Here is a 20466-nt window from a genome sequence, read left to right on the forward strand (position 1 = left end):
TTTTATATAAGGAGAACGACATTAATATGCCGTCAATCACCTTCTTTTTATCATGCAGTTGTTGTCTAAGACCATGTCAGGCCTCAGACAACAACATAGACATTATTATTTAGAAACGCGAACCTTGAAGTTCTTTACACCGTTGGCTGTCTTAGCCTTCAGAACGTAAACACCGCCCTGAACGCCAGAAATGTTCACAACATTAGTGTCAGTGCTGCTTACAAGTGTTCCGTTTACAGAGTAGAGGTCTACGCCAAGAACGCCGTCACCCTCAACACGTATATAGCTATCACCGTCACGTGTGATCTTGATGTCGTTGATGACATTCTCGCCAATGCCGGCAGCAGCAGCAAGAGTAAAGAACACTGCACCGCCTTCAACCTTACCTGCAACGCTGTAGTAAACGTCAACGTTAACCTTGTGTGTAGCATTCATGTCAGCGCCTTCGCCAAATGCATAGGTAAATGTAGGCTCTGTGAGAGTCTGCTCGTTGGCCTTAACGCCGTCAACTCTTACGTCGTAACCTTCAACAGGAAGCTCACTTGCATTAGGATCAGTAGCAATAAGACCCATCATCCAGTTGCCTACGTAACCGGTAGAAGAGAATGTTGCGCCCTCATCAAGAGAATACATATTGGCAATGCCTGTGAAAGGAGTCTCGCCGTCGAGAGCCAGAGGAGCCTCATTAGGAGTAACATCGAAGCAGTCGATGATAAGGTCATAAGAAGAGTTCTCATCAATAACAAACGGCTCGTCAAGTGTTACTGTGGTCCACTCATTGAGTTTGTAGTTCTCAACATACTGATTTACAATTTCCTCGCCGTCTTTTCTAATTATTACAGTGAAGTCTGCATCAGCTGTAGGATAGAAACGAACAGCCTTAACGTCATAGTTTCCAAAGCTTAACAACTTATCGCCAGAATAATTGGTAAGAGCCATGTATCCATAGTTAGTGCTCTCAGAAGCGATGGCACCCGGTGACGGATTCTTGCCGCAGTACTCAATGACAGTTTCATCATTATCTACCGGAACAGGCCAATTGAACACAGCAGTAGTAGCGTCGCCTCCGTTTGAAACGGCAACGTCATTTACAGCCTTGTATGCAGCCTTATTTGTAACAGCAGTGAAGTCGAGAGCTGTTTTTTCAGACACGCTGCCATTTTCATAAACAGCTTCTACGGCATAAGTATAATCGCCTGCAGGTACAGACTCATTTAAGAAGTTGGTTGTTTCAGATGTTCCAACCTTTTCATCATTACGATAAACGTTATAGTTTGCAACATTATCAATGTCGCTTGTCATGTCATCAGCCATGAATGTAGCTCCTATAGCCCATGTAACCGGGAATGTAATGCCCATGCTAGACTGTGAAGCCTCATTAAGAGAATAGAACTCTTTCTCTGTCACGAGTCTAACCATATCGCTATAGCCTGATACGCACTTCTCGTAAATTATACCAATAACGTCAGAGCTGTTCAATGAAGACGGAACTGTGGCCTTGACAGCGATATAAACATCGCCATCCTGAGGAACACTTACAGGGTTAGTAAGAGTAACTGTGTTCTCCTGACCATAAATCAGCTCCTGGTCTACATGCTGTGTATAAACCAACTCCTGATCTTTATATATGTTGATATCCCAACCGCTGATCTTGGTTCTCGGAACAAACTTAACAGCAAAAATCTTATAGTCTTTATACATCTGCATTTCAGACTTGCTGTAGCGTATAGCTGACTCGAACGAGTTGCTGCCGCCGCCAAATCCGCTAACTTCGTCTTCAGCAGCATAATACTGTTTTGTAGGAAGATTGCTCTGCGGACGATTCCATGTGAGAAGCACATTTTCTGCATTCTTCATACGTGCGCTCAAAGCATAAGGAGCATTAGCTCCATCTGCTTCTACATTAACAGTAACAGAAGTTGAAGCTGCAGAAACTTGTCCGTCGTTGTATTCAGCAGTAACGTAATACTGATATGCTCCAACAGCGAGGTTTGCATCATAGTATTCTGCAGTTGTCAGCAGTGATGTATTCACCTTCTCGCCGTTGCGATAAACATTATAGCCCTTAATGTTTTCACTGTTCAGCAAAGGAGCCTTCCATGTAATCTTGGCTGTTGAAAGGCCTTCGAGCATTGCACCCTGAACAGCAACAGGCTCCGGATTAGAACAATTCTGATTGAGTTTTACAACTGCAGAACGCAGATTCTGGTTGTTATCAACAAAAGTAAACGCGAAAACACTGTCATTCTTTGAAACAGAGCGGGCTATCATCAGATTATATTGTCCCTCACTGTCAATACGGGGAGCTATCATTCCATCTGCAGCAAAGTCAACGCCCTTAGCTATAAGATAGTCTTCCAGCTTCTGTGTCTTGCCGTCCTTATAGATGACAGGGAACTGAGCGCCATCGGCAGTCTGCTCATAACCAACAACAGAAAGACTGTCGCTGAAATCATAAAGAACAAATCCCCAGAAGTCAGGGTTGATAGCAGAAATTGTTGTAGTTTTTCCTGTTGTAAAGTCATACAGACCTTGTTCATAAAGAGCTATGTTACCGTCGGTTGAGAACTTCTGTATGGCAAAATAAGGAGAGCCATGAGAAATATTATCTGTAAGGAAATGGCGATTGCCTTCTTCGTCCCACATAACAGTGATACGTGTGCTGCCAGACTCCTTAGTATAAGTCCATCCACCGGCCTTGGATCCGTCGTCGGTAACAGCATATACAGAACCTGCATATCCGCCGCTCAGATCACGCGCGAACTTACCATTATCCCATATAACCGGAGAATAAAGGCCTGTGGCAGAATAAATAGATCCACCGATGAACCTTCCGTCAGGGCTGATACAGTTAGCTATACTGCTGGCGTCAGAATTGGTATATTTCAAACCATTCGGAAGCTCAAGATGATGCCACTTGCCATCACTCCAATAACCTGCAGAAGTAACCTCTGCCCCATTGGTTGAAGCCTCTGAGTCGGGATAAGAACCTACCACAACACCATTATTTGAAATGCCATAAGCAATGGTACCTGTACCAAGACTCTTGAGTTCGTTTGACTCAAGATTCCATACAAATGCAACAAGTGAACCTGTGCCATCATTAAGAGTACCGCAAGCCCACTTTCCGTTGGCAGAAAGAGCCGTTACATACTGATACGGGTCGCTGTACAAGATTACAGGCTTAGTGGCCGCGAGACCTTTCATGCATAGCAAAGAAAGGCAAACCGAAATGCAAAATTTTTTCATGTTGATTTTTTTAGTTATTTATAATATGATTTTCTTTACTGTTTTTCTTCCATTCTGTATTACCTGAACGATATAGCATCCTTTGAGGCCCTGACAGTTTACACTTAAGCGGTCTGAACCATTGGCTGATGCCTCACGTACAACACGGCCGTCGATACCTACCACACGCACCGACGAAGGCTGTGCTTCCGGTAGTATGATGCAGACATCACCATTATCAGAACTGATAATTTGTGCGTTCAAAGTGTTTCCGTCAACAGTATTTATAGCAGACGTAACATCAACAACGAGGTCTGTACTTGAAGCATTGAGTACCACGCCTGTACGGCTGTCAAATACCGTTGTAACGACACAAAGACTGTCTACGCCATACACGCGGTCTGGCAAAGTAAGCTGATAATCACATCCGTATTCACCGCCAGACTTTATTTCAGCAGGCAAGCTGTTAGGCACTCCGTTAATGATTGTGCTGCCTTCAATAGGCATGTCGTGGAAACGAACAAACGATCCGGGAATCTCCTGAGGCAGATAATAATATTCTCCTGAGCTTAACAGAGTGCATGAGTTGCGCTGAACCACATTGCCTTGAGTATATTCTTTGTCTACAATGGCAAAGCCTACCCTATATTTGTCTGATGAATTATCATAATCTGCGGCAAACGAGACATTGGCATGCATATTCACCTTATTGCCGTCGAGAGCAGCCGTAGCAGTGACCATGGCTGTTGTAGGCTCAAGCATTGCCTTTTCAAGATAGCCTTCAGTGTGATACATATCTGTATTCTTGTAATCGAAGTCACGATTGTATATCACAGAAGGCAGGCTTGAGAGCCAGCGTATCATACCATTTGCATACTCATTACAGATAAGAGGATCAGGACTCATATGGATCGACACTACTATGACGTCGCTGCCCATGCGCTCCTTGACCTCATTAAGATAAAGAGTGCCGTCAGGACAATTAGGACACCAGCCACCAGTAATCTCCTCGAGCAAAAGCGTGCGCGGGAAATAAGAACTGATCACACTGTCAGTATAAACCTTCTGTTCTGTGCCATCTGCCATACGCAAACTGATGTCATAACGGTTAACACTGTTTGCTGTGATTGGAATGTCAAATTTATAGTCGAGCCCTTCCTCCGGCTCAAAGTCTGAGACATTTACATCTTCAGAAAGGACAGAACCACCAATGGTACATGCCACTGACTTGATGTCTGCCGTACGGCCTATATTACGCACCTTACCGCTGATTGTAGCCGAAGCAACATTACCGGAGAATCGGCTTGATGTATTTTTCACATCAAAATTGTAGCCATCAAGTTCGCCAATATACATATTGTCGATAGCCAGAATATACTTATTGAGGCTGGTGCACACAAAAGCAATATATATCTTCTGACCGGCAAACTGTTTAAGCGACACGGTGTGAGTCTTCCAAAAATAGCTTTCCCCATTAACACTAAAAAGTTCCTTAAAGCTGCCCGTATCATCATTACCTGTAGACACCATTACCTTATAGTCTTCCAAGTAATCATTATACACAGACTTGCCGTCCCAACAGAGATAAGCCTCTGAGTCAGAATCAATGGAAATTTGCGGTGTTATGAGCCAATTTTCCTGCGCGAAGTTATAATTACCTTGCGTGAAGCTGAATGCAGCCTTATTTGTTTTAACATCTATGACATTGGCTATCCAGCTTGGATTTATGGAAACATTTTTATAACAGAACGTAGCCACAGGATTCTCGTCACGGTCTATAGTAACAAAGTCAGAAGGAATACCATTGTCGAAATTCTCGGACAAATAGACCTTTGACTGTCCCATAGCCACAACAGAGAGAGCAGCAGCCATTACACCTGTAAGTACTCTTTTCATGTAGAAACTATTTATACGCTTTATTATGATTGTAGTTGCCTGTATTAGATTTAAAAAGTCCAGGTATGCACCATTTTCATGGCGCATACTTGGACATATCTACATTAGTGCTTACTGCCTGCAACAACTTTGTATACAGAAGAAACACCATTCTTGGTTACCTTAACAAGGTATACACCGGCAGGATTGCTTGTAAGGTCAAGAGGTTCTTTGCGGCCTACTGCTATTACAGTTCCGTTGATTGAGCTGACATCCATTGTAGCACCATCAGCAACTGTCAATATGCCATTGTTATAGCTGAAATCAGGACCTGCATTAACAGCATCAATTGCAGACGGAATTATATCGTTAGAAATAGTAACTGTATCACTGTTAGCCTTACCTATGGCATATACAGCCTGAACATAGATGTCTGAAGACAATTCTGTATTCTCGTCACCCCAGCCAATAGACATCTTGTAGCTGTTGGTTGTAATAGGATTCTCGAAATTGTCCTGAATCTTCATTCCCTTGACAAATACATTATACTGAACGAACATATACTTGTCCTTGTCTGCAGGCTCATCCCATTCTATTGTAACAAAGCACTCTCCTGCTTCATAAGAAACGTCAACACCATGAACGTTTGTAACTGCAGGAAGCTCTGTGTAAACATTAGCGCGCACGAGATCAGATACGTTCATACCATATCCATATGAATTCATAGGCTCTTCGCCGCTCTTGTCTGCGTCTGCGTCAACAGGCTGAACAAAATATTCATAGTCGCCATTCTTTACATACTCGTCAGTATAAGTAATCATACCGTCAACAGCGTCTTCAGCAGTTACTCTGGCAATCTTGATACCATGACGCATAATGTCATAAGCAACATTCTGAACACCTTCTATTGTTGTTGCATCAAACGTAAGTTTTACAGTATTAATTTTATCTGCAACTTTCTCAGCTACCAGCTTAGGAGCTGTCTCGCTCTCCGGCTTATAGTACTCTGTAACATAATAATAAGCGTTTTCGCCCCAGTTTGAATCATAAGGATTATATGTATATGCCTGATTCTTTATACGCATAGGTTCAGCGCTTTCAAGCGTGTATACAGTCTTAGTGTTTGGCATTTCCTCATAAACGGTTTCGCCATTTTCTCCTTCTTCAGCATTTATATCATAAGTTATATAAGTAGAAAGCAAGCCGTCAACATAGTCCCAATATTCACTCTGTGTAGGAACGCCGTTAACATCATACTTTTTCTTTGAAATCACATTGTTTCTACCATCATAGACAACGTCCATGGTAAACTTATAGTTATCATATTTTCCGTCGCCTTTAACTTTTGTAGGACAGTCGAGAGCAATAAAATCGCTGTAGCTCTCTTCTTGCATGATATAAGGTTTACCGCCGTTCATTGTTCCATAAGTATCTGGTCTGTAACGGGCGTATCTTACCTTGTTGCCGTTTTCATCATATTCATATATGATAGAGTCTTTGCTCTGCATGTTATACTCGCAAACCAGTCTTCCTGCATCGTCATATGAATAGAATGTAGTGTCGTTAGAAGCCTTGAAAGCAAAGTCCTCACCATCATACAGACCATATTGCTGTGAGTACATTTTAACCAATTGCTTCTTATCATTATAAACATAGATATTGAATCTGCTCGGAACAAATTCGCCAGTTACATAATCAGCACCATAATTGGCAGCAGAAATAATAAGATTGTCTGAGTTGTAATAGCTTACATCCTTAGTGCTGATACCTTTGGCTGTACCCATAACATCGCCCCATTTCTCAACTGAGCGGGCAACATATCCATCCAGATTGTAAGCCTTGTTGTCTATAGTAACAGTATCACTGTTAACCTTACCTATGGCATAAACAGCCTGTACATAAATATCCTTTGAGATATTATTAGCTTCAGAACCCCATCCAATGGCTATTCTATAGCTGTTAGTGGTAAGAGTGTCACCCTGATTGTCTTGTATCTTCATGCCTTTAACGAACACATTATACTTGACAAATTTATAATAATCCTTATTGGCGGGCTCATCCCATTTCAACGTAGCAAAGCACTGGCCGTCAACATAATCTACATATGCCTTATGTATATTCGTCACAGCAGGTAGCTCCGTATCAAAGTTAACACGGATAAGATTTGAAGAGTTCATACCAAATCCGTAAGAATTAAGTGCCTCTTCACCACTTGTGTCGGCATCAGCGTCAACAGTCTGCACAAAATAGTCGTAGTAACCATTCTTTACATTCTCGTCTGTATAGGTTATCTGACCGTCTTTCGCATCTGCAGATGTCAGGCGTGCAACCTTTATTCCATGACGCATAATGTCATAAGCTACGTTCTGAACACCGCTCAAAGGCACAGCATTGAAGGTTAATTTAACAGCATTAAGTTTGTCCGTTACTTTTTCAGCAGATAACTCAGGAGCCGAAGTTGCATCTGGTTTAAAATATTCTGATACATAATAATAAACATTTGTACCCCAACTTGAATTTTGCTTGTTATAACTATAACCCTGCTCCTTTATACGCAAAGGATCTTCGCCAACTACAGTGTATTCCGTCTTAGTGGTAGGAGTTTCCTCATAAGTCGTTTCATCGTTCTCGCCGGCAACGCTGCTAACCTTATATTTAATATAGTTGGTCAGTTGTCCGTTATTGTATGTCCAATACTCGCTTTCCGTCGGAACATCGCTTGAGTTGAACTTTTTCTTGGAAATCATGTTAAAGTCAGCATCATAGGCAACATCGTAAGAAACCTTATAGCTGTCATATCTGCCGTCACCTACTATTTTTCTCGGACAGTTAGGAGCAACGAAGTCGCTGTATCTCTCCTCCTGCATAATATAAGGCTGTCCGTTGTTTACAGTTCCGTAGAAATCAGGCAAATATCTTGCATATCTCACTTTGTTGCCCTGATCGTCATACTCGTAAACAATAGAATCCTTTGACTGAATTCCTTGTTCACAGATCAGTCTGCCAGCATCGTCATACGAATAGTAAACAGTGTCGACAGATGCCTTAAAGGCGAGATCCTCGCCGTCATACAATCCATATTGCTGAGAATACTTCTTAACAAGCTGTTTCTTGTCATTATACTCATAGACAGTGAATCTGCTTGGAAGATACTCACCGGTGACATAATCAGCGCCATAGTCTGTTTCAGAAACAATCTGATTGTCTGAATTGTAATAACTTACAGCCTTGGTGCTGATACCTTTGGCATCACCCATAGCATCACCCCATTTTTCTACGCATCTCAACTTCATATCCGGACTCTGCGCAAAGGCAGTTCCACCTACAGTAATTGCCGCCAATAATGCAGCAGCGTAATGTTTAATCATAGGCTTTAATTGTTAAAAAAATTAGTATATAATGATTTACCCCTAGTATTAAATGTTAAGTAACAACGTTTAAGAGTCGTCAAAGTTTTCACACAACACCATGCGTGATAGCTTGTAGAACCGGGGACTGGTGCCATATGCCAGTCCCCACATTCTACTCATGCTAAACTTATTTTTACATTATTCAGCGGGCAATAACTGATTTAGCCGTAGCTGTCTTGCCGTCTCTGACAGCCCTGGTTACATATATTCCAGGACTGAGAGTAAATGTTTCACCCGGATTTTCACACTTGCGCACAAGTTTTCCGTTTATGTCATATACATACATGCGGTCGAAGTTTCCGTCTGCCTTAACACAGTCTGAAGAGCCATACAGGCGTCCGCTGACATTATTCTCCACCACTTCACTAATGCCGCTGGCAGCACCTCCGTCTGTAAATCTCACTTCAGCACAGTTATACACCTTACGGTCTGTAACGTCTGAAGGATTATAGTTGCTTACGATAGCAACAAGATACATCTGTTCCGGCAGTGTCTTTACGTTTATGCCATAGTATGTAGACAATATGCTGTCAGGCAATGTATATGAAATTTCTTTTGTAAATTCCTTACCTTCTTCAAGAGCAACCGACTCGCCCCAAGCACCGTTCAGACAGCCTCTGAACACGTGTCTGTGCATATAAGCCGAACCTCCGTTCTGCTGCATACCCATAATTGAGTCCTGAACAATGCACAATGTAAGTCTCGGATCTGTTCCTGCCGGCTTTACATAGGTCTTTATCTTAACCGTACCGGAAAGCAGACTGGTGTTCTTGTCAAAATCAGTATTCAACTGCAATTCAACATAGGGCTGAATTGTTGCCTGTTTATCAATGCTCTCATTTATATAAACACGGCTTACGTTAAACACTGGTGAAGCTGCACTTATATTCTCATTCGTAGCTCTGTTAAGCATAAAAGCAGGAGCAAACGTTGAGCTGCTGTTATAAAAGTCAACATAGGCATCATCCTCTTCCATCGTGAAAGAATCAGGCTGATAACCAGAATGGTGTCCGATCTGAACTATGCTTTCGGTGCGGTCCTTGAGCGTTGCTTCCATTACTTCATGGCCGTCAGGGCAGTTGATGCAAAGCTGAGAAGTGAAATTCTCAAGCAAATATGAGCGCTGAATGTCAGCCGGATAGAAATAGACCGTACTCTGGCACTCGTTATCCGTGGCGTCAGTGTCTGCCGTGCCGTTTATATTATCTACAGACAGTTCGACCACCTTGCGTCCCTGGCTCTCTGTCAGTATATTCGGAATATCAAAATTATATGTTGACGCATTGGGTATCGACACTCCGCTTACTGTAAATGTCTCTGTCTCCTTATTGTCAAACTTGCAGTGAACGTCAAAACTTGTCACAGTCTCACTTCCGAAGTTATACAACTGACCCTGAAATTTATATTCGCTTTCAGTCTTATAATAACCATCAGCATCGAAAGGACGCACTGACACATCAACAAAAGCCGGTGCATCATCAACAAGCAACATAATGTTAAAGCATCCCATCTTGTTGCTGAACAGATCCACCCATTCTCCGTCTTCATTTACGCCGTATGAACAGCCTTTCTCTCCGTAGCTGCGGTCGAAAGCCAAAGGTCTGTAATTAGTGGTGCTCGTAACTGTAAAACCGAAATAAAGGTCCTTATCTGCTGTTATTTCAAAAGGTGTGTCAAGAGTAAAATTCTTCCAACTTGTACTTACTCCGCTAATAGCCTGCTCGTACAAAGGGGTGCCGTTAAGATTGTCCGTGATAAAGAACTTAACCGACTCGACGTTTCTCGTACCGAACACGCCTCTGACACCTGTAATTTTCTTACCTGCCAAGGTCTTCAACTTTGACACAGGTATCCTAATAGCAGCCGACTGCTGTTCGCTGCTATTGAGCCTTACACCGTCAGTACGTTCGAAATCGCCATTACTGTAACCTATTTTTGTCTGTGCAGACATACAAATTGGGAGCATCAGCATTCCCATAACAAAAGTAGAACCTTTTATCATAATATTACACTTTTACCGAATTTGCATATAAATTAATAGAGAATGTGTGTCTTTAATATCTAATTGTTCACAGAATTAGCAATTAAGTATAAATTCATCAAAAGCAAAAACAAACATTATGGTTAAAATTCGTAAAAGTAATATATTAAAAGTAATACAATTATTTTTAGTAAAAATTTATCGTAAATAACCATAGTTTAATTTTATTTTATCATAAAATAAAAAAGTATAAAAAAATATTACATAAAAAGTTAAAAGGCACGGGTAAATATTTACATTTATATACTGTTTTTAACCTATATGTGCTAATATTATAAAAATAAGTCGCATAATACTAAAAATAATTATCAAAAATTTTTACATCATACTTTAAAACATGAGCAAAAAACATACATTTCACTTATAATCACACAAAACATGCGTACATAAAGACAATTTGTTGAGCAATATGGCTCTGAAAAAATATACAATACATTTTCATATACCTATGAATATTTATGCACATTGAAAGAATACCGCACAACGGATTATCATTGTAAAACCGTTAACGGATAATAAATATCAAAATATTACATGACACATATACACAATATCATTCTTTTTAATATCTTTGCACCGACAATATAGAACATCGGACACATTATATTAAAATACGACAGCTCTTCCGTATGAGCCAAAAACTCATCGTTAAAGACGAAAAAACGCCGGTGTATCTTGCAGAATACGCTATGATAAACATTTATAACTGTGATTTAAGAGATGAATTTCTGTTAATAGCCAGACAGATTTTTTCATTAATTTTAAAATAACATATATAATATAAACAAAAAACATTAACCAACTTTAGAAATATGAGAAGAGTTTTTACCTTAGCACTGTCTTTATTGACAGGAAGCCTGTTTGCCAACGCACAGATTGACAACACGTTTTCTTTTATTGATGCCGAAGGAAATGTAATAGAAGACGGCACTACAATAAAACGTACAAACATTGAGAACGATACGTTCTACGGCCCTGTGATTCATTCGGGCTTGTCGGTAAAAAAGAACGTTGAAGGCTCGGTTTACGCAAGAGTTGACTATACTATAAAAGAGATGACTGAAGGAACTGCATATCAGATATGCTTCGTCAACTGCAAGTCGCCTAACCTTGAAGCCGGAAGCTACACCTCTGCCGTATCACCCATGATGGGCGACACTGAACCGTTCATGGACGAATGGATACTCGACGCCAACTATAATCCTTTTGGCGACAACCCTGTAGCCAACGTAAAGCCCGGCTCGCTGATGACCATAACATATACTGTGAAGAAGCTCGCTGATGCCAACGACACTTCTGACGGAATTGCAGGTCCGTCGATAACCGTCGAATTTACAAACGAAGACGTTACATCGATAAGCGGAACTGTATCAGAAGACAACGGCAGCATTGTTGCATACTACAGCCTTGACGGACGCAAACTGACTGCTCCGAAAAAGGGTGTAAACATCATTAAGTACGCCAACGGAAAGACGGAAAAAAAGTTATAAGATAATATAAACCCGACTATAAAACATAACAGCGTGGAAACTGTCTTGGCAGTTTCCACGCTGTTTTTATTTTCTGTAACAAAAGTCTGGCACAATTAAGAAGGAATCATCCTCAACGGAACACGCCTATGCCGCAACGGCGCGCAGCTTGCTGCTCAGCGGCAGGATAAACAGGAGGCAGACAACGGCTCCGCATGCCATGACGAGGCCCGAAGTGACGGTTATGTCGCCAATGCCTACAAGCGGACTCGAAAGGGCACCGGCAACAAAGCCGGAGGCACCGAAGATGGCACTGGCAGCACCGGCATTGTCGCGCTCGCTGTCGAGGGCTATGGCCGTCAAAGGCGGCTGCATCAGTCCGAAGCATATCAGCGTGTAGATATATGCCAGCATGACTATCCAGAGGGGCATGGCCGTGTTGAGCAGGAACGCAAGCAGCAACGTGCCGGCAAGCATGCCCAGACCGCCGAAGCGCAGGCATGTGCCCTGACTGCGGAAACGCGTGGCCATGGCGGCGCCAACGCCTATCATGAGCGCATTCAGGCCGAAACAGAGACTATAACCGAGCGGCGAAAGATGATACACCTGCTGCATGATGAACGGCGAAGATGCTATATAGGCAAAGAACATAAAGAAGCAAGCCATCTCGGCCATGACGGAAAGAGTGAAGCGAGAGTTGCGGAACACGCGGAACAGATTGCCGTACACCTTTATCACGCTCTTCCGTATGCGGTTGGCAGGCTGCAGCGTCTCGGGCAAGAACATACTGCACACCATGAGCACAAGTCCCACGGCAAGAATGACGGCAAAAACGCCTGTCCACGACGTAACGCCGGCCATAAGTCCGCCGACCACCGGGGCGCACACTGGTGCAATGCCGTTGATGGCGCCGAGCAGAGCCATGAAGCTGGCAAGCTCGCGGCCTGTGTACATGTCGGCCGACATGCTCTTGGCTATCACTATGCCGCCCGCGCCGGCCAGTCCCTGCAGCACGCGCATGGCATTAAACATAAATATATCTCCCGAGAATATGCACAGCAGCGACGCCACCACAAAGAGCAGCATAGAGCCAACCAATATGCGCTTGCGCCCATACTTGTCGGTGAGCGGCCCTATGAACAGCTGACCGGCGGCAAGACCTATCATGCCGGCCGTGAGGCTCATGGAGGCCAGCGCGGGCGTGGTGTGAAAATAGCCTGTCATCTCCGGCAGCACCGGAAGATAGAAGTCTGTAACGAACGGACCGAAGGCCGTAAGCATGCCGAGCGTGGCAGGAATAAATACTTTCATGTTTTGTTTCATTGTTATCCTCTATTATCTTATTCGGGTGCAAAGTTAGCAAAAATGTATGAGCCGCGAAAAGAATCACGGCAGGCTGCCGACCATGCATATACTAAACCGCAGGGTTTTATAGACCAAAAACATAGACGGATATACGAAAAATATGGACGAAGAAAGATGATCGGCAAATATGAATAGACAGACTAAGAAACTACTGTCTACGCAATATCCGACACACAAGAACCAACGCAGCAAGCACAAGACAGCCCTTCACTCCATCCTGTCCTCATCCGGCATTCCACCCATCTCCTTACTCAGTTTCTGATACATTGAGGGCGTCATGCCGATAATTCGCTTGAAAGTCTTGATAAAATTAGTCTGCGAATTATAGCCCACAGACTGCGCTATGGCCTGAATTGTAAGATGGCCATAGTTTTCGGTGTCGCAGATGCGGCGCGTAACCTCACGTATGCGCGCCTCGTTGAGCAGCGACTTAAAGTTCTTTCCGTAGGTGCTGTTTATAGCCCACGAGACATACGAAGTGTTCGACCCTATCATGCCGGCAAGCATCTGCAACGTGAAGTCCTGGCTAGATATGACATCGACATCATCAAGAATCGTCATTATACGCTGTATCATCAATGCCGTCTGCGCATCGTTCATCTTGGGTTCGGCCGATGTCCCTGCATGCTGTCCTTCCGCCTCATTATCTTCATCCATCATGCCAGGCGCGGCAGCCATCCCGTCAGTCTGTTTTTTTGCGTCGGCCATACCCATCGACTTTATATATTGTTCGCGCAGATGTCTGCTGTTCTGCTGCTCTCTGATAAGGTCTGCATTCTTATCCATCAGTGCACGATGAGCCGTCCGCAGGTTTATGTTGCTGCGTATCACCTTTATTATAGCCACGACGAGAATAAGGGTAAGCACCACAAAGGCTACAATTATCAGAACCTGGCGTGTTATGCGGTCGTTCAGAAACGATATATGCCTGTCGGTAATTCTCCGCTCAATAGAGCTGTACCTGCTGCGTGTTTTGTTGAAGTTTCTGAGATTGTAAATTGAATCTTCCAACGTAACAGAAAGGCTCCTGTAATGCGCCATAAGTATCGAGTCGCCCTTTGCGCCATAAGCTTTTGACAGCACCTCATAAGTATGGCTAAGCTGATTTGTGTTTCCACTCTTCATGGCTTCCTCCATAAGCAGCGTGGCAATGACAATGGCTGTGTCAGGTCTGTTCATCCCCACATACGACTCGGCTATGACAGCATATAGCGACATGCTGTATTCGTCGCCCATGCCATACTTCTCAGCACACTTCTGCGCTTCAGAATAATAATGAACCGCTTCCTGGTAATTATTTTCAGCATAAGCAAGTGTGCCTGCACTATAAAGATCGTAGTATTCTTTCTCTCGACGGTTAGAAGTTGACATATTCTTTAGAATGTCATAATATTCTCTTGCCGCATTCAGGTCGCCTGTCTGACAATAAGTATTCATCAAATAACATGCAAATCTGTAAGCCTCATTGTTGTCATGGCGCCCGACAGCACTTTTATATCCACGGCCAAAGAATATAACGGCTTGTTCATAATCTTTGAAGCGGCAATAAAGCACGCCTATCCTACCAAGACACTCTTCTGTCAGAAAATGATTATTGCCTTCCTGCGCACGTTCAAGAGCCCTGATATAGAAGTCAAGACTCTCATTATATTTGGCCGCGGCTATGCAGCTGTCGCCACGCCTTATATTATCTTTTATAAATTTTTCGTCTGAAACTGCATTAACGGCAGACGAGCATATAAATAATAAAATGAATATAACAAGCTTTTGCATATTGTTTTTCTGACAGTATTATTGATGTTTCACTGGCAAATGTAACAAAAATCAGGCAAATTATTATGTTTTTATAAAAGCGAAATTCCTTTTAAGCGCAAAATAATACAACTTTTCGGTTTTACTGTAACTTTGAAAGCACAGAACGAGCTGTTCACATTCTTATTTATTAACTTAAAATTTATACTGATGAAACAGAATCTAACCCAACTGTTCAGGCTATTTGGTGCCGCTTTGCTCTTATTGATAACGGGCAACAGCGCCATGGCGCAGACAAATTCGCACGGAAGTGATGCCTTTGAACGCGAAATGGCTTACCGCAAGGCTCATCCGTATGGAGTATGGCACCGCATGGGCGAAACCGCAAAAAACGGAAAAAGGCCCATTTCATCGAAAAAAGTTAAGCCCTACATCAAATTAGCCGCAGAGGCTGAAGAACCTGTAACACTATACGGAATACTGACTTTTAAGTGGGACTGGGTGTGGAACGGAAAAGAGGAATACGGTCTGTACTCTTTTGACACCAGCGGCGACTGCACAGTGAATCCAGTGTACTTAAACAATGACTTTGAGGCCACAGGAGGCGGAGCATACTATGAAAACACTCTTTGCTTCACAAGGGTTGAGTATGACTATTATGGTGACAATTTTTACAACACAAGACTGTTGACATACGATACTGACACATGGAAACAGCTGTCGGATACATTTGTAAAAGATGCCACCTACATGGCGTCTGACATGACCTACGACCCTACCACAGGCATGATATACGGATGCTTCAGCAATGCTGACGCAAGCGACTACGAGTTTTCGATGATGGATCCTAAGACAAAGGAACTGACCATGATAAACAACGAGAGCCTGAGCGGAATGAAACGTCTGGTGTGCATAGCGTGCAACAGCCAGGGCGAGCTATACGGCGTTGACTTAAACGGAGACCTCTATCAGATAGACAAAGAGACCGGCGAAACGACACTGATAGGCCCGACCGACATTACACCGTCTAACTATCTGCAGGCTGCTACATTCGATCCTAACACAGGCAAGATGTATTGGGCTGCTGTAGACGCCGACGAATATTCTTATCTGTGCGAACTTAACCTTGAAACAGGTACAGCAACCGTATTGGGAGAATTTGCTGACGGAGAAGAGTTTGCCGGATTGTATATACCTGAGAAACCTAAGTCAGACAAAGTGCCCGCTGAAGCACAGAACACGACTTTGAATTTTGAAGGCGACGCACTGACAGGCAACATCAGTTTCAGCATTCCTGACAAGACTTACGGCGGAGAGGCTCTTTCGGGCAATGTGAACTATACTGTTAAAGTGAACGACGCAGAGGCTGCCAAGGGCACTGCCGCTCCCGGAGCTACAGTCAAAGAGGACATTACTGCCGTGGCAGGACTAAACAAATTTGACATCGTGCTGAGCAATGATGAAGGCGAAAGCCCGATGACACGCATACGCAAATGGATAGGACCTGACTCACCGAAGGCCATAACCGACCTTAACGTAAAGATTGACAACTTTGTGTCTACCGTTACATGGACTGCCCCGACCGAAGGCGTAAACGAAGGATATGTAAATCCTGACGAAATAGAATATACTATTGTACGCAATCCGGGCAACATAACCGTGGCAGAGAACCATAAGGGCAACACATTCACGGAAACGATACCTGAAGCTGACTTCACGGGATACACCTACACCGTAACTCCTTCGTATAAAGGACTTACAGGCGAGTCAAAGACTTCAGACCTCATATTGTTCGGCAACAGTTTCGCAGTGCCCTATCACGAAGACTTCAGCGACTCATCTCACTTTGAATACTTCAAGACTTACGACAATAACAATGACGACTGGACATGGACCAGAATTGAGGAAGAAAACAACAATCAGATGCGCTTTATCTATACAAAAGACGGCGACGACTGGCTCGTGTCTCCTGCCATTGCACTCAAAGGCGACCGCAACTACAAGCTGTCTGTCAACATTGAGCGTCTGAACAGAAAGTGCAAGCCGTATCTTGAGGGCAACCTCGACATATATGCCGGCACAGGCGACGACTACACAAAGTATAAGAAGATTGATATGGACTCTGTAAGCGTTGACACAGATACGTGGATAACTCTTATTCAGGGCATAATAACGCCTGAGGGCGACGGCGACTACCACATTGCATTCTATGCAGGAGGACCTGAGGATGCATTCTATCTCGGACTTACCGACTTCGGAATCGTAGAGAACCACATGCTTGCCGCACCGGCAGAAGTTACCGGCCTTAGCATCAAAGCCGGCGAAAAAGGCGCACTAAAGTCAGACATCACATTCAAGGCTCCGCAGACAACCATCGAGGGCAAGACTCTTGCTGCCATTGAAGGCATTGATGTCTACAGAGACGACAAACTGGTGAAGACACTTACGGCACAGCCGGGCGAGAACATAAGCTACGTGGACGAAGACGGCATGACAGCCGGATTCCACACATACAAGATTGTTCCGCGCAACGACAAGGGCGAAGGCACAGAGGCTTACGACACACTCTACGTAGGCACCGACATTGCCGAGGCTCCTGCAAACGTCAAGGCAAGAGTCGACCTCAACGAAATGACACTGACATGGGACATCCCTGAAAACGGAGTTAACGGCGGATATATCGACCCTGAGGCTATAACTTACGACATAATTGATTCTGACGGCAACGAGATTGCCACAGGAGTTAAGGACAACACCTACAAATTCAGCGTTGACCAGAGCGGCAGCCAGCATGCGGTTCAGTATGGCGTGATACCTGTAAGCGCAGGCGGAAAGGGACAAAACAGTGCATCCAACATAATAATCCTCGGCGAGGAATACACACTGCCGTTCCAGGAGAACTTTGCAGAAGGATTTGCAGCCTACAACATGTGGTGGACACTGAGCAACAGCAACGCCGACTATGAATCGTACATCATTGACGAAATATCTTCTGACGATGACGGCTACTGCATGATGACCGACATATGGGAGGCTACAGAGGTAATGGTGAACACAGGCAAGATTTCTCTCGAAGGCAGCAACAGTCCTGAACTGAAATTCAACTACTACACAGACAACAGCATGACACTGACCATAGAGGCCGAGACAAACACTGGCGAGATTGTGACACAGAAGACCATCAGCACCACAGCCTCAGAAGAATTTACCGAGGAGACAGTGTCGCTTAACGATGTAAAAGACGCATCTTACGTTGTGATACGCTTCCATGCGACAGACATTCCTGAATATACATCGCTCGCGCTCGACGACATCAGCGTGAAAGACTCTGAAGGAACGGGCGTAAGCGGCATTACAGCCGACGAAGACAGCATCAAGGAGATATACTCTGTAGACGGCAAGAAACTCTCAACAAGACACTCTATGAAGAAAGGTCTGTATATAATCAAAAAAGGCAACAAAGTAGAAAAGATAACTGTTAAGTAATTATGAAACGCTTTTTCTTATTTATTTTAGCACATATTATTATCGCTTCTTATGGTTGGGCACAAAGCCCAACCGTAAGTTACGGCTACTGTGACGGCAACATCAGCAACACACGCGACTTTGCCGTAAGCGGAAACGCAGACATATCTGCAGCAATACTTATTCCCGGCAACGTGCTTGACGGATATGCCGGCAACAGCATCGAAACCATACGCGTGGGAATAAAGAGCAAAATCAACATCGACGAAATAACCGTATGGGTGCGCTCATCGCTCGACGGCGAGAACATCGTGTCGCAGACCATCAACCGCGAAACAACGCAGACCGTGGCCAACGGCTGGAACGAGATTAAACTCGACACTCCGTATGAAATAAAGAAGGGCGCGGGCGACATTTATGTAGGCTACACGTTCAGCCAGCGCAACATGAGCTACGGCATATCGGCTATAACCGACATACCTAAATCGCTCTACGTAAACAACGACGGCACATGGACCGACCACAGCACTGAAGCAAGCCTAAGCGTTGAAGCCGTGATAGGCGGAGGCAACGTGCCGGCATACGACATGGCACCATACTTCGGTTCAGCACCTGAATTTATAACATCGGGCAACAATGTTTCTGTGGTTGCCATGATGCACAACTACGGCACGTCGAACATAAATTCATACAATATAAACTGCAAGATTGAAGGCGAAGACGAGGTGTACACATTCCCCGTGAACGAGCCTCTTAACTCGGGCGCAAGCCATCAGCAGACCATAAGGTTCAGTCCTGAACTGAAACACGACCTGGGCGACCACCGCACCATACTTGTATATGCGGACAACCTCGACGGCAACACCGACGCCGTGAACGGCAACGACACACTGAGACTGCCGGTAAGCGTGGTGAGCAATGTCTACAGCCGCCGCGTGTTCCTTGAGGAGTTTACCGGACAGCTCTGCGGCAACTGCCCCCGCGTGGCAGGCTTCGTACACAACATTCTCGGCAAGGAAGACTTTGCCGGCCGCCTCATCGTTGCATGTCATCATGCAGGCTACGGCAAGGACACTTTCACGTCAGAGGCTGACGAAGAATATCTCGTGTTCTACGGCTCGGGAGGCACCTATGCTCCGGCTGCAATGATAGACAGAACCGAGCAGAACGACGGCGTACCGGCATTCCTGCCCGAATCACAAGAGTCGCTCGAGGAGCTTATCCTCAACCGCCTCTCTGTTCCTGCCTTCTATGACCTGTCGCTGAACGTCAGCAAGACCGGAAACACCGTTACCGTTGACGTTGACATGGAGCGTCTGTCTAACGAAGACAACGACCTGCGCTATATCAACGTATACCTGATGGAGGACGGCATTATAGGATATCAGAGCGGAACGGCAGACGAATATAACTATGAGCACAATCACGTTGTACGTGCATACAGCTCTATTTGGGGCGAGCCTATAGCCTGGGACGGAACAAAGGCCGCATACAGCTATACTTTCGACCTTAACGAGAAATGGAACCAGGACAACATGCACGTGATAGCATATATCTCTAACTATAAACCTGACAACATCAACGCATGCACAATTGAGAACGCTGCCGAAATCAACCTCGACGGAACAACAGGCATCAAGGCTGCCATCGGCGAAAAGGCTGCCGAAGGCGACGGAGCTACATACAACCTTGCCGGACAGCGCGTAGGCAAGTCATGGCGCGGCATCGTGATACGCAACGGAAAGAAATACATGGCAAGATAGTCTGTACTGATTTTCCACACGGCAACATTATAGGGATAAGGCCTTTTATGATTTTAAAATCATTTACATAGTCATAATACTTAAGTTTTCTTACAGCA

General features: G+C 44.3%; 9 protein-coding genes. 3 read left to right on the plus strand and 6 right to left on the minus strand.

The window, feature by feature from the left end:
• Positions 1–105: 105 nt before the first annotated feature.
• The 4 genes from ACU52_RS13710 to ACU52_RS13725 all read right to left on the minus strand — a co-directional run bounded on the left by ACU52_RS13710 (position 106) and on the right by ACU52_RS13725 (position 10515).
• Positions 106–3249 carry a hypothetical protein gene (locus ACU52_RS13710; RefSeq protein WP_147630888.1) on the minus strand — a complete coding sequence of 1048 codons (3144 nt, stop codon included), beginning with the start codon at positions 3247–3249 and terminating at the stop codon, positions 106–108.
• Positions 3250–3267: 18 nt separating this feature from the next.
• A complete protein-coding gene (locus tag ACU52_RS13715) occupies positions 3268–5124 on the minus strand; it encodes a T9SS-dependent choice-of-anchor J family protein (protein WP_162207787.1) in 1857 nt (618 codons plus the stop codon).
• A gap of 104 nt (positions 5125–5228) precedes the next feature.
• On the minus strand, positions 5229–8471 hold the full coding sequence (locus ACU52_RS13720; protein WP_147630889.1) for a hypothetical protein: 3243 nt from the start codon (positions 8469–8471) through the stop codon (positions 5229–5231).
• Between the two features lie 184 nt (positions 8472–8655).
• Entirely contained in the window at positions 8656–10515 is a 1860-nt protein-coding gene (locus tag ACU52_RS13725; RefSeq protein WP_053399201.1) for an Omp28-related outer membrane protein, read from the minus strand.
• Positions 10516–11366: 851 nt separating this feature from the next.
• Between ACU52_RS13725 and ACU52_RS13730 the strand changes: the two genes are divergently transcribed.
• Positions 11367–12044 (plus strand): hypothetical protein, encoded by a 678-nt coding sequence (locus ACU52_RS13730; RefSeq protein ID WP_147630890.1) that lies wholly within the window; start codon positions 11367–11369, stop codon positions 12042–12044.
• Positions 12045–12170: 126 nt separating this feature from the next.
• On the opposite strand, the gene ACU52_RS13735 is transcribed toward ACU52_RS13730, so the two are convergent.
• Together ACU52_RS13735 and ACU52_RS13740 are read right to left on the minus strand one after the other, a co-directional pair.
• Complete coding sequence (locus tag ACU52_RS13735; RefSeq protein WP_162207788.1) at positions 12171–13334, minus strand: multidrug effflux MFS transporter; 1164 nt, start codon at positions 13332–13334, stop codon at positions 12171–12173.
• A gap of 261 nt (positions 13335–13595) precedes the next feature.
• A complete protein-coding gene (locus tag ACU52_RS13740; protein ID WP_082335307.1) occupies positions 13596–15161 on the minus strand; it encodes a tetratricopeptide repeat protein in 1566 nt (521 codons plus the stop codon).
• A gap of 189 nt (positions 15162–15350) precedes the next feature.
• Between ACU52_RS13740 and ACU52_RS13750 the strand changes: the two genes are divergently transcribed.
• Together ACU52_RS13750 and ACU52_RS13755 are read left to right on the plus strand one after the other, a co-directional pair.
• The gene (locus tag ACU52_RS13750) at positions 15351–18626 is read left to right on the plus strand and encodes a hypothetical protein (RefSeq protein WP_147630891.1); all 3276 of its coding nucleotides are present in this window, start codon (positions 15351–15353) and stop codon (positions 18624–18626) included.
• Positions 18627–18628: 2 nt separating this feature from the next.
• On the plus strand, positions 18629–20368 hold the full coding sequence (locus ACU52_RS13755) for an Omp28-related outer membrane protein (RefSeq protein WP_053399207.1): 1740 nt from the start codon (positions 18629–18631) through the stop codon (positions 20366–20368).
• Positions 20369–20466 lie beyond the last annotated feature (98 nt).

Origin of the sequence: Xylanibacter rarus, from assembly GCF_001275135.1 — a bacterium.
Taxonomy (GTDB): domain Bacteria; phylum Bacteroidota; class Bacteroidia; order Bacteroidales; family Bacteroidaceae; genus Prevotella; species Prevotella rara.

Excerpts from the sequence above, each read along its gene's own strand:
- ACU52_RS13710 (WP_147630888.1), bottom strand. The coding sequence starts at position 3,249 with ATGAAAAAATTTTGCATTTCGGTTTGCCTTTCTTTGCTATGCATGAAA.
- ACU52_RS13715 (WP_162207787.1), bottom strand. The coding sequence starts at position 5,124 with ATGAAAAGAGTACTTACAGGTGTAATGGCTGCTGCTCTCTCTGTTGTG.
- ACU52_RS13720 (WP_147630889.1), bottom strand. The coding sequence starts at position 8,471 with ATGATTAAACATTACGCTGCTGCATTATTGGCGGCAATTACTGTAGGT.
- ACU52_RS13725 (WP_053399201.1), bottom strand. The coding sequence starts at position 10,515 with ATGATAAAAGGTTCTACTTTTGTTATGGGAATGCTGATGCTCCCAATT.
- ACU52_RS13730 (WP_147630890.1), top strand. The coding sequence starts at position 11,367 with ATGAGAAGAGTTTTTACCTTAGCACTGTCTTTATTGACAGGAAGCCTG.
- ACU52_RS13735 (WP_162207788.1), bottom strand. The coding sequence starts at position 13,334 with ATGAAAGTATTTATTCCTGCCACGCTCGGCATGCTTACGGCCTTCGGT.
- ACU52_RS13740 (WP_082335307.1), bottom strand. The coding sequence starts at position 15,161 with ATGCAAAAGCTTGTTATATTCATTTTATTATTTATATGCTCGTCTGCC.
- ACU52_RS13750 (WP_147630891.1), top strand. The coding sequence starts at position 15,351 with ATGAAACAGAATCTAACCCAACTGTTCAGGCTATTTGGTGCCGCTTTG.
- ACU52_RS13755 (WP_053399207.1), top strand. The coding sequence starts at position 18,629 with ATGAAACGCTTTTTCTTATTTATTTTAGCACATATTATTATCGCTTCT.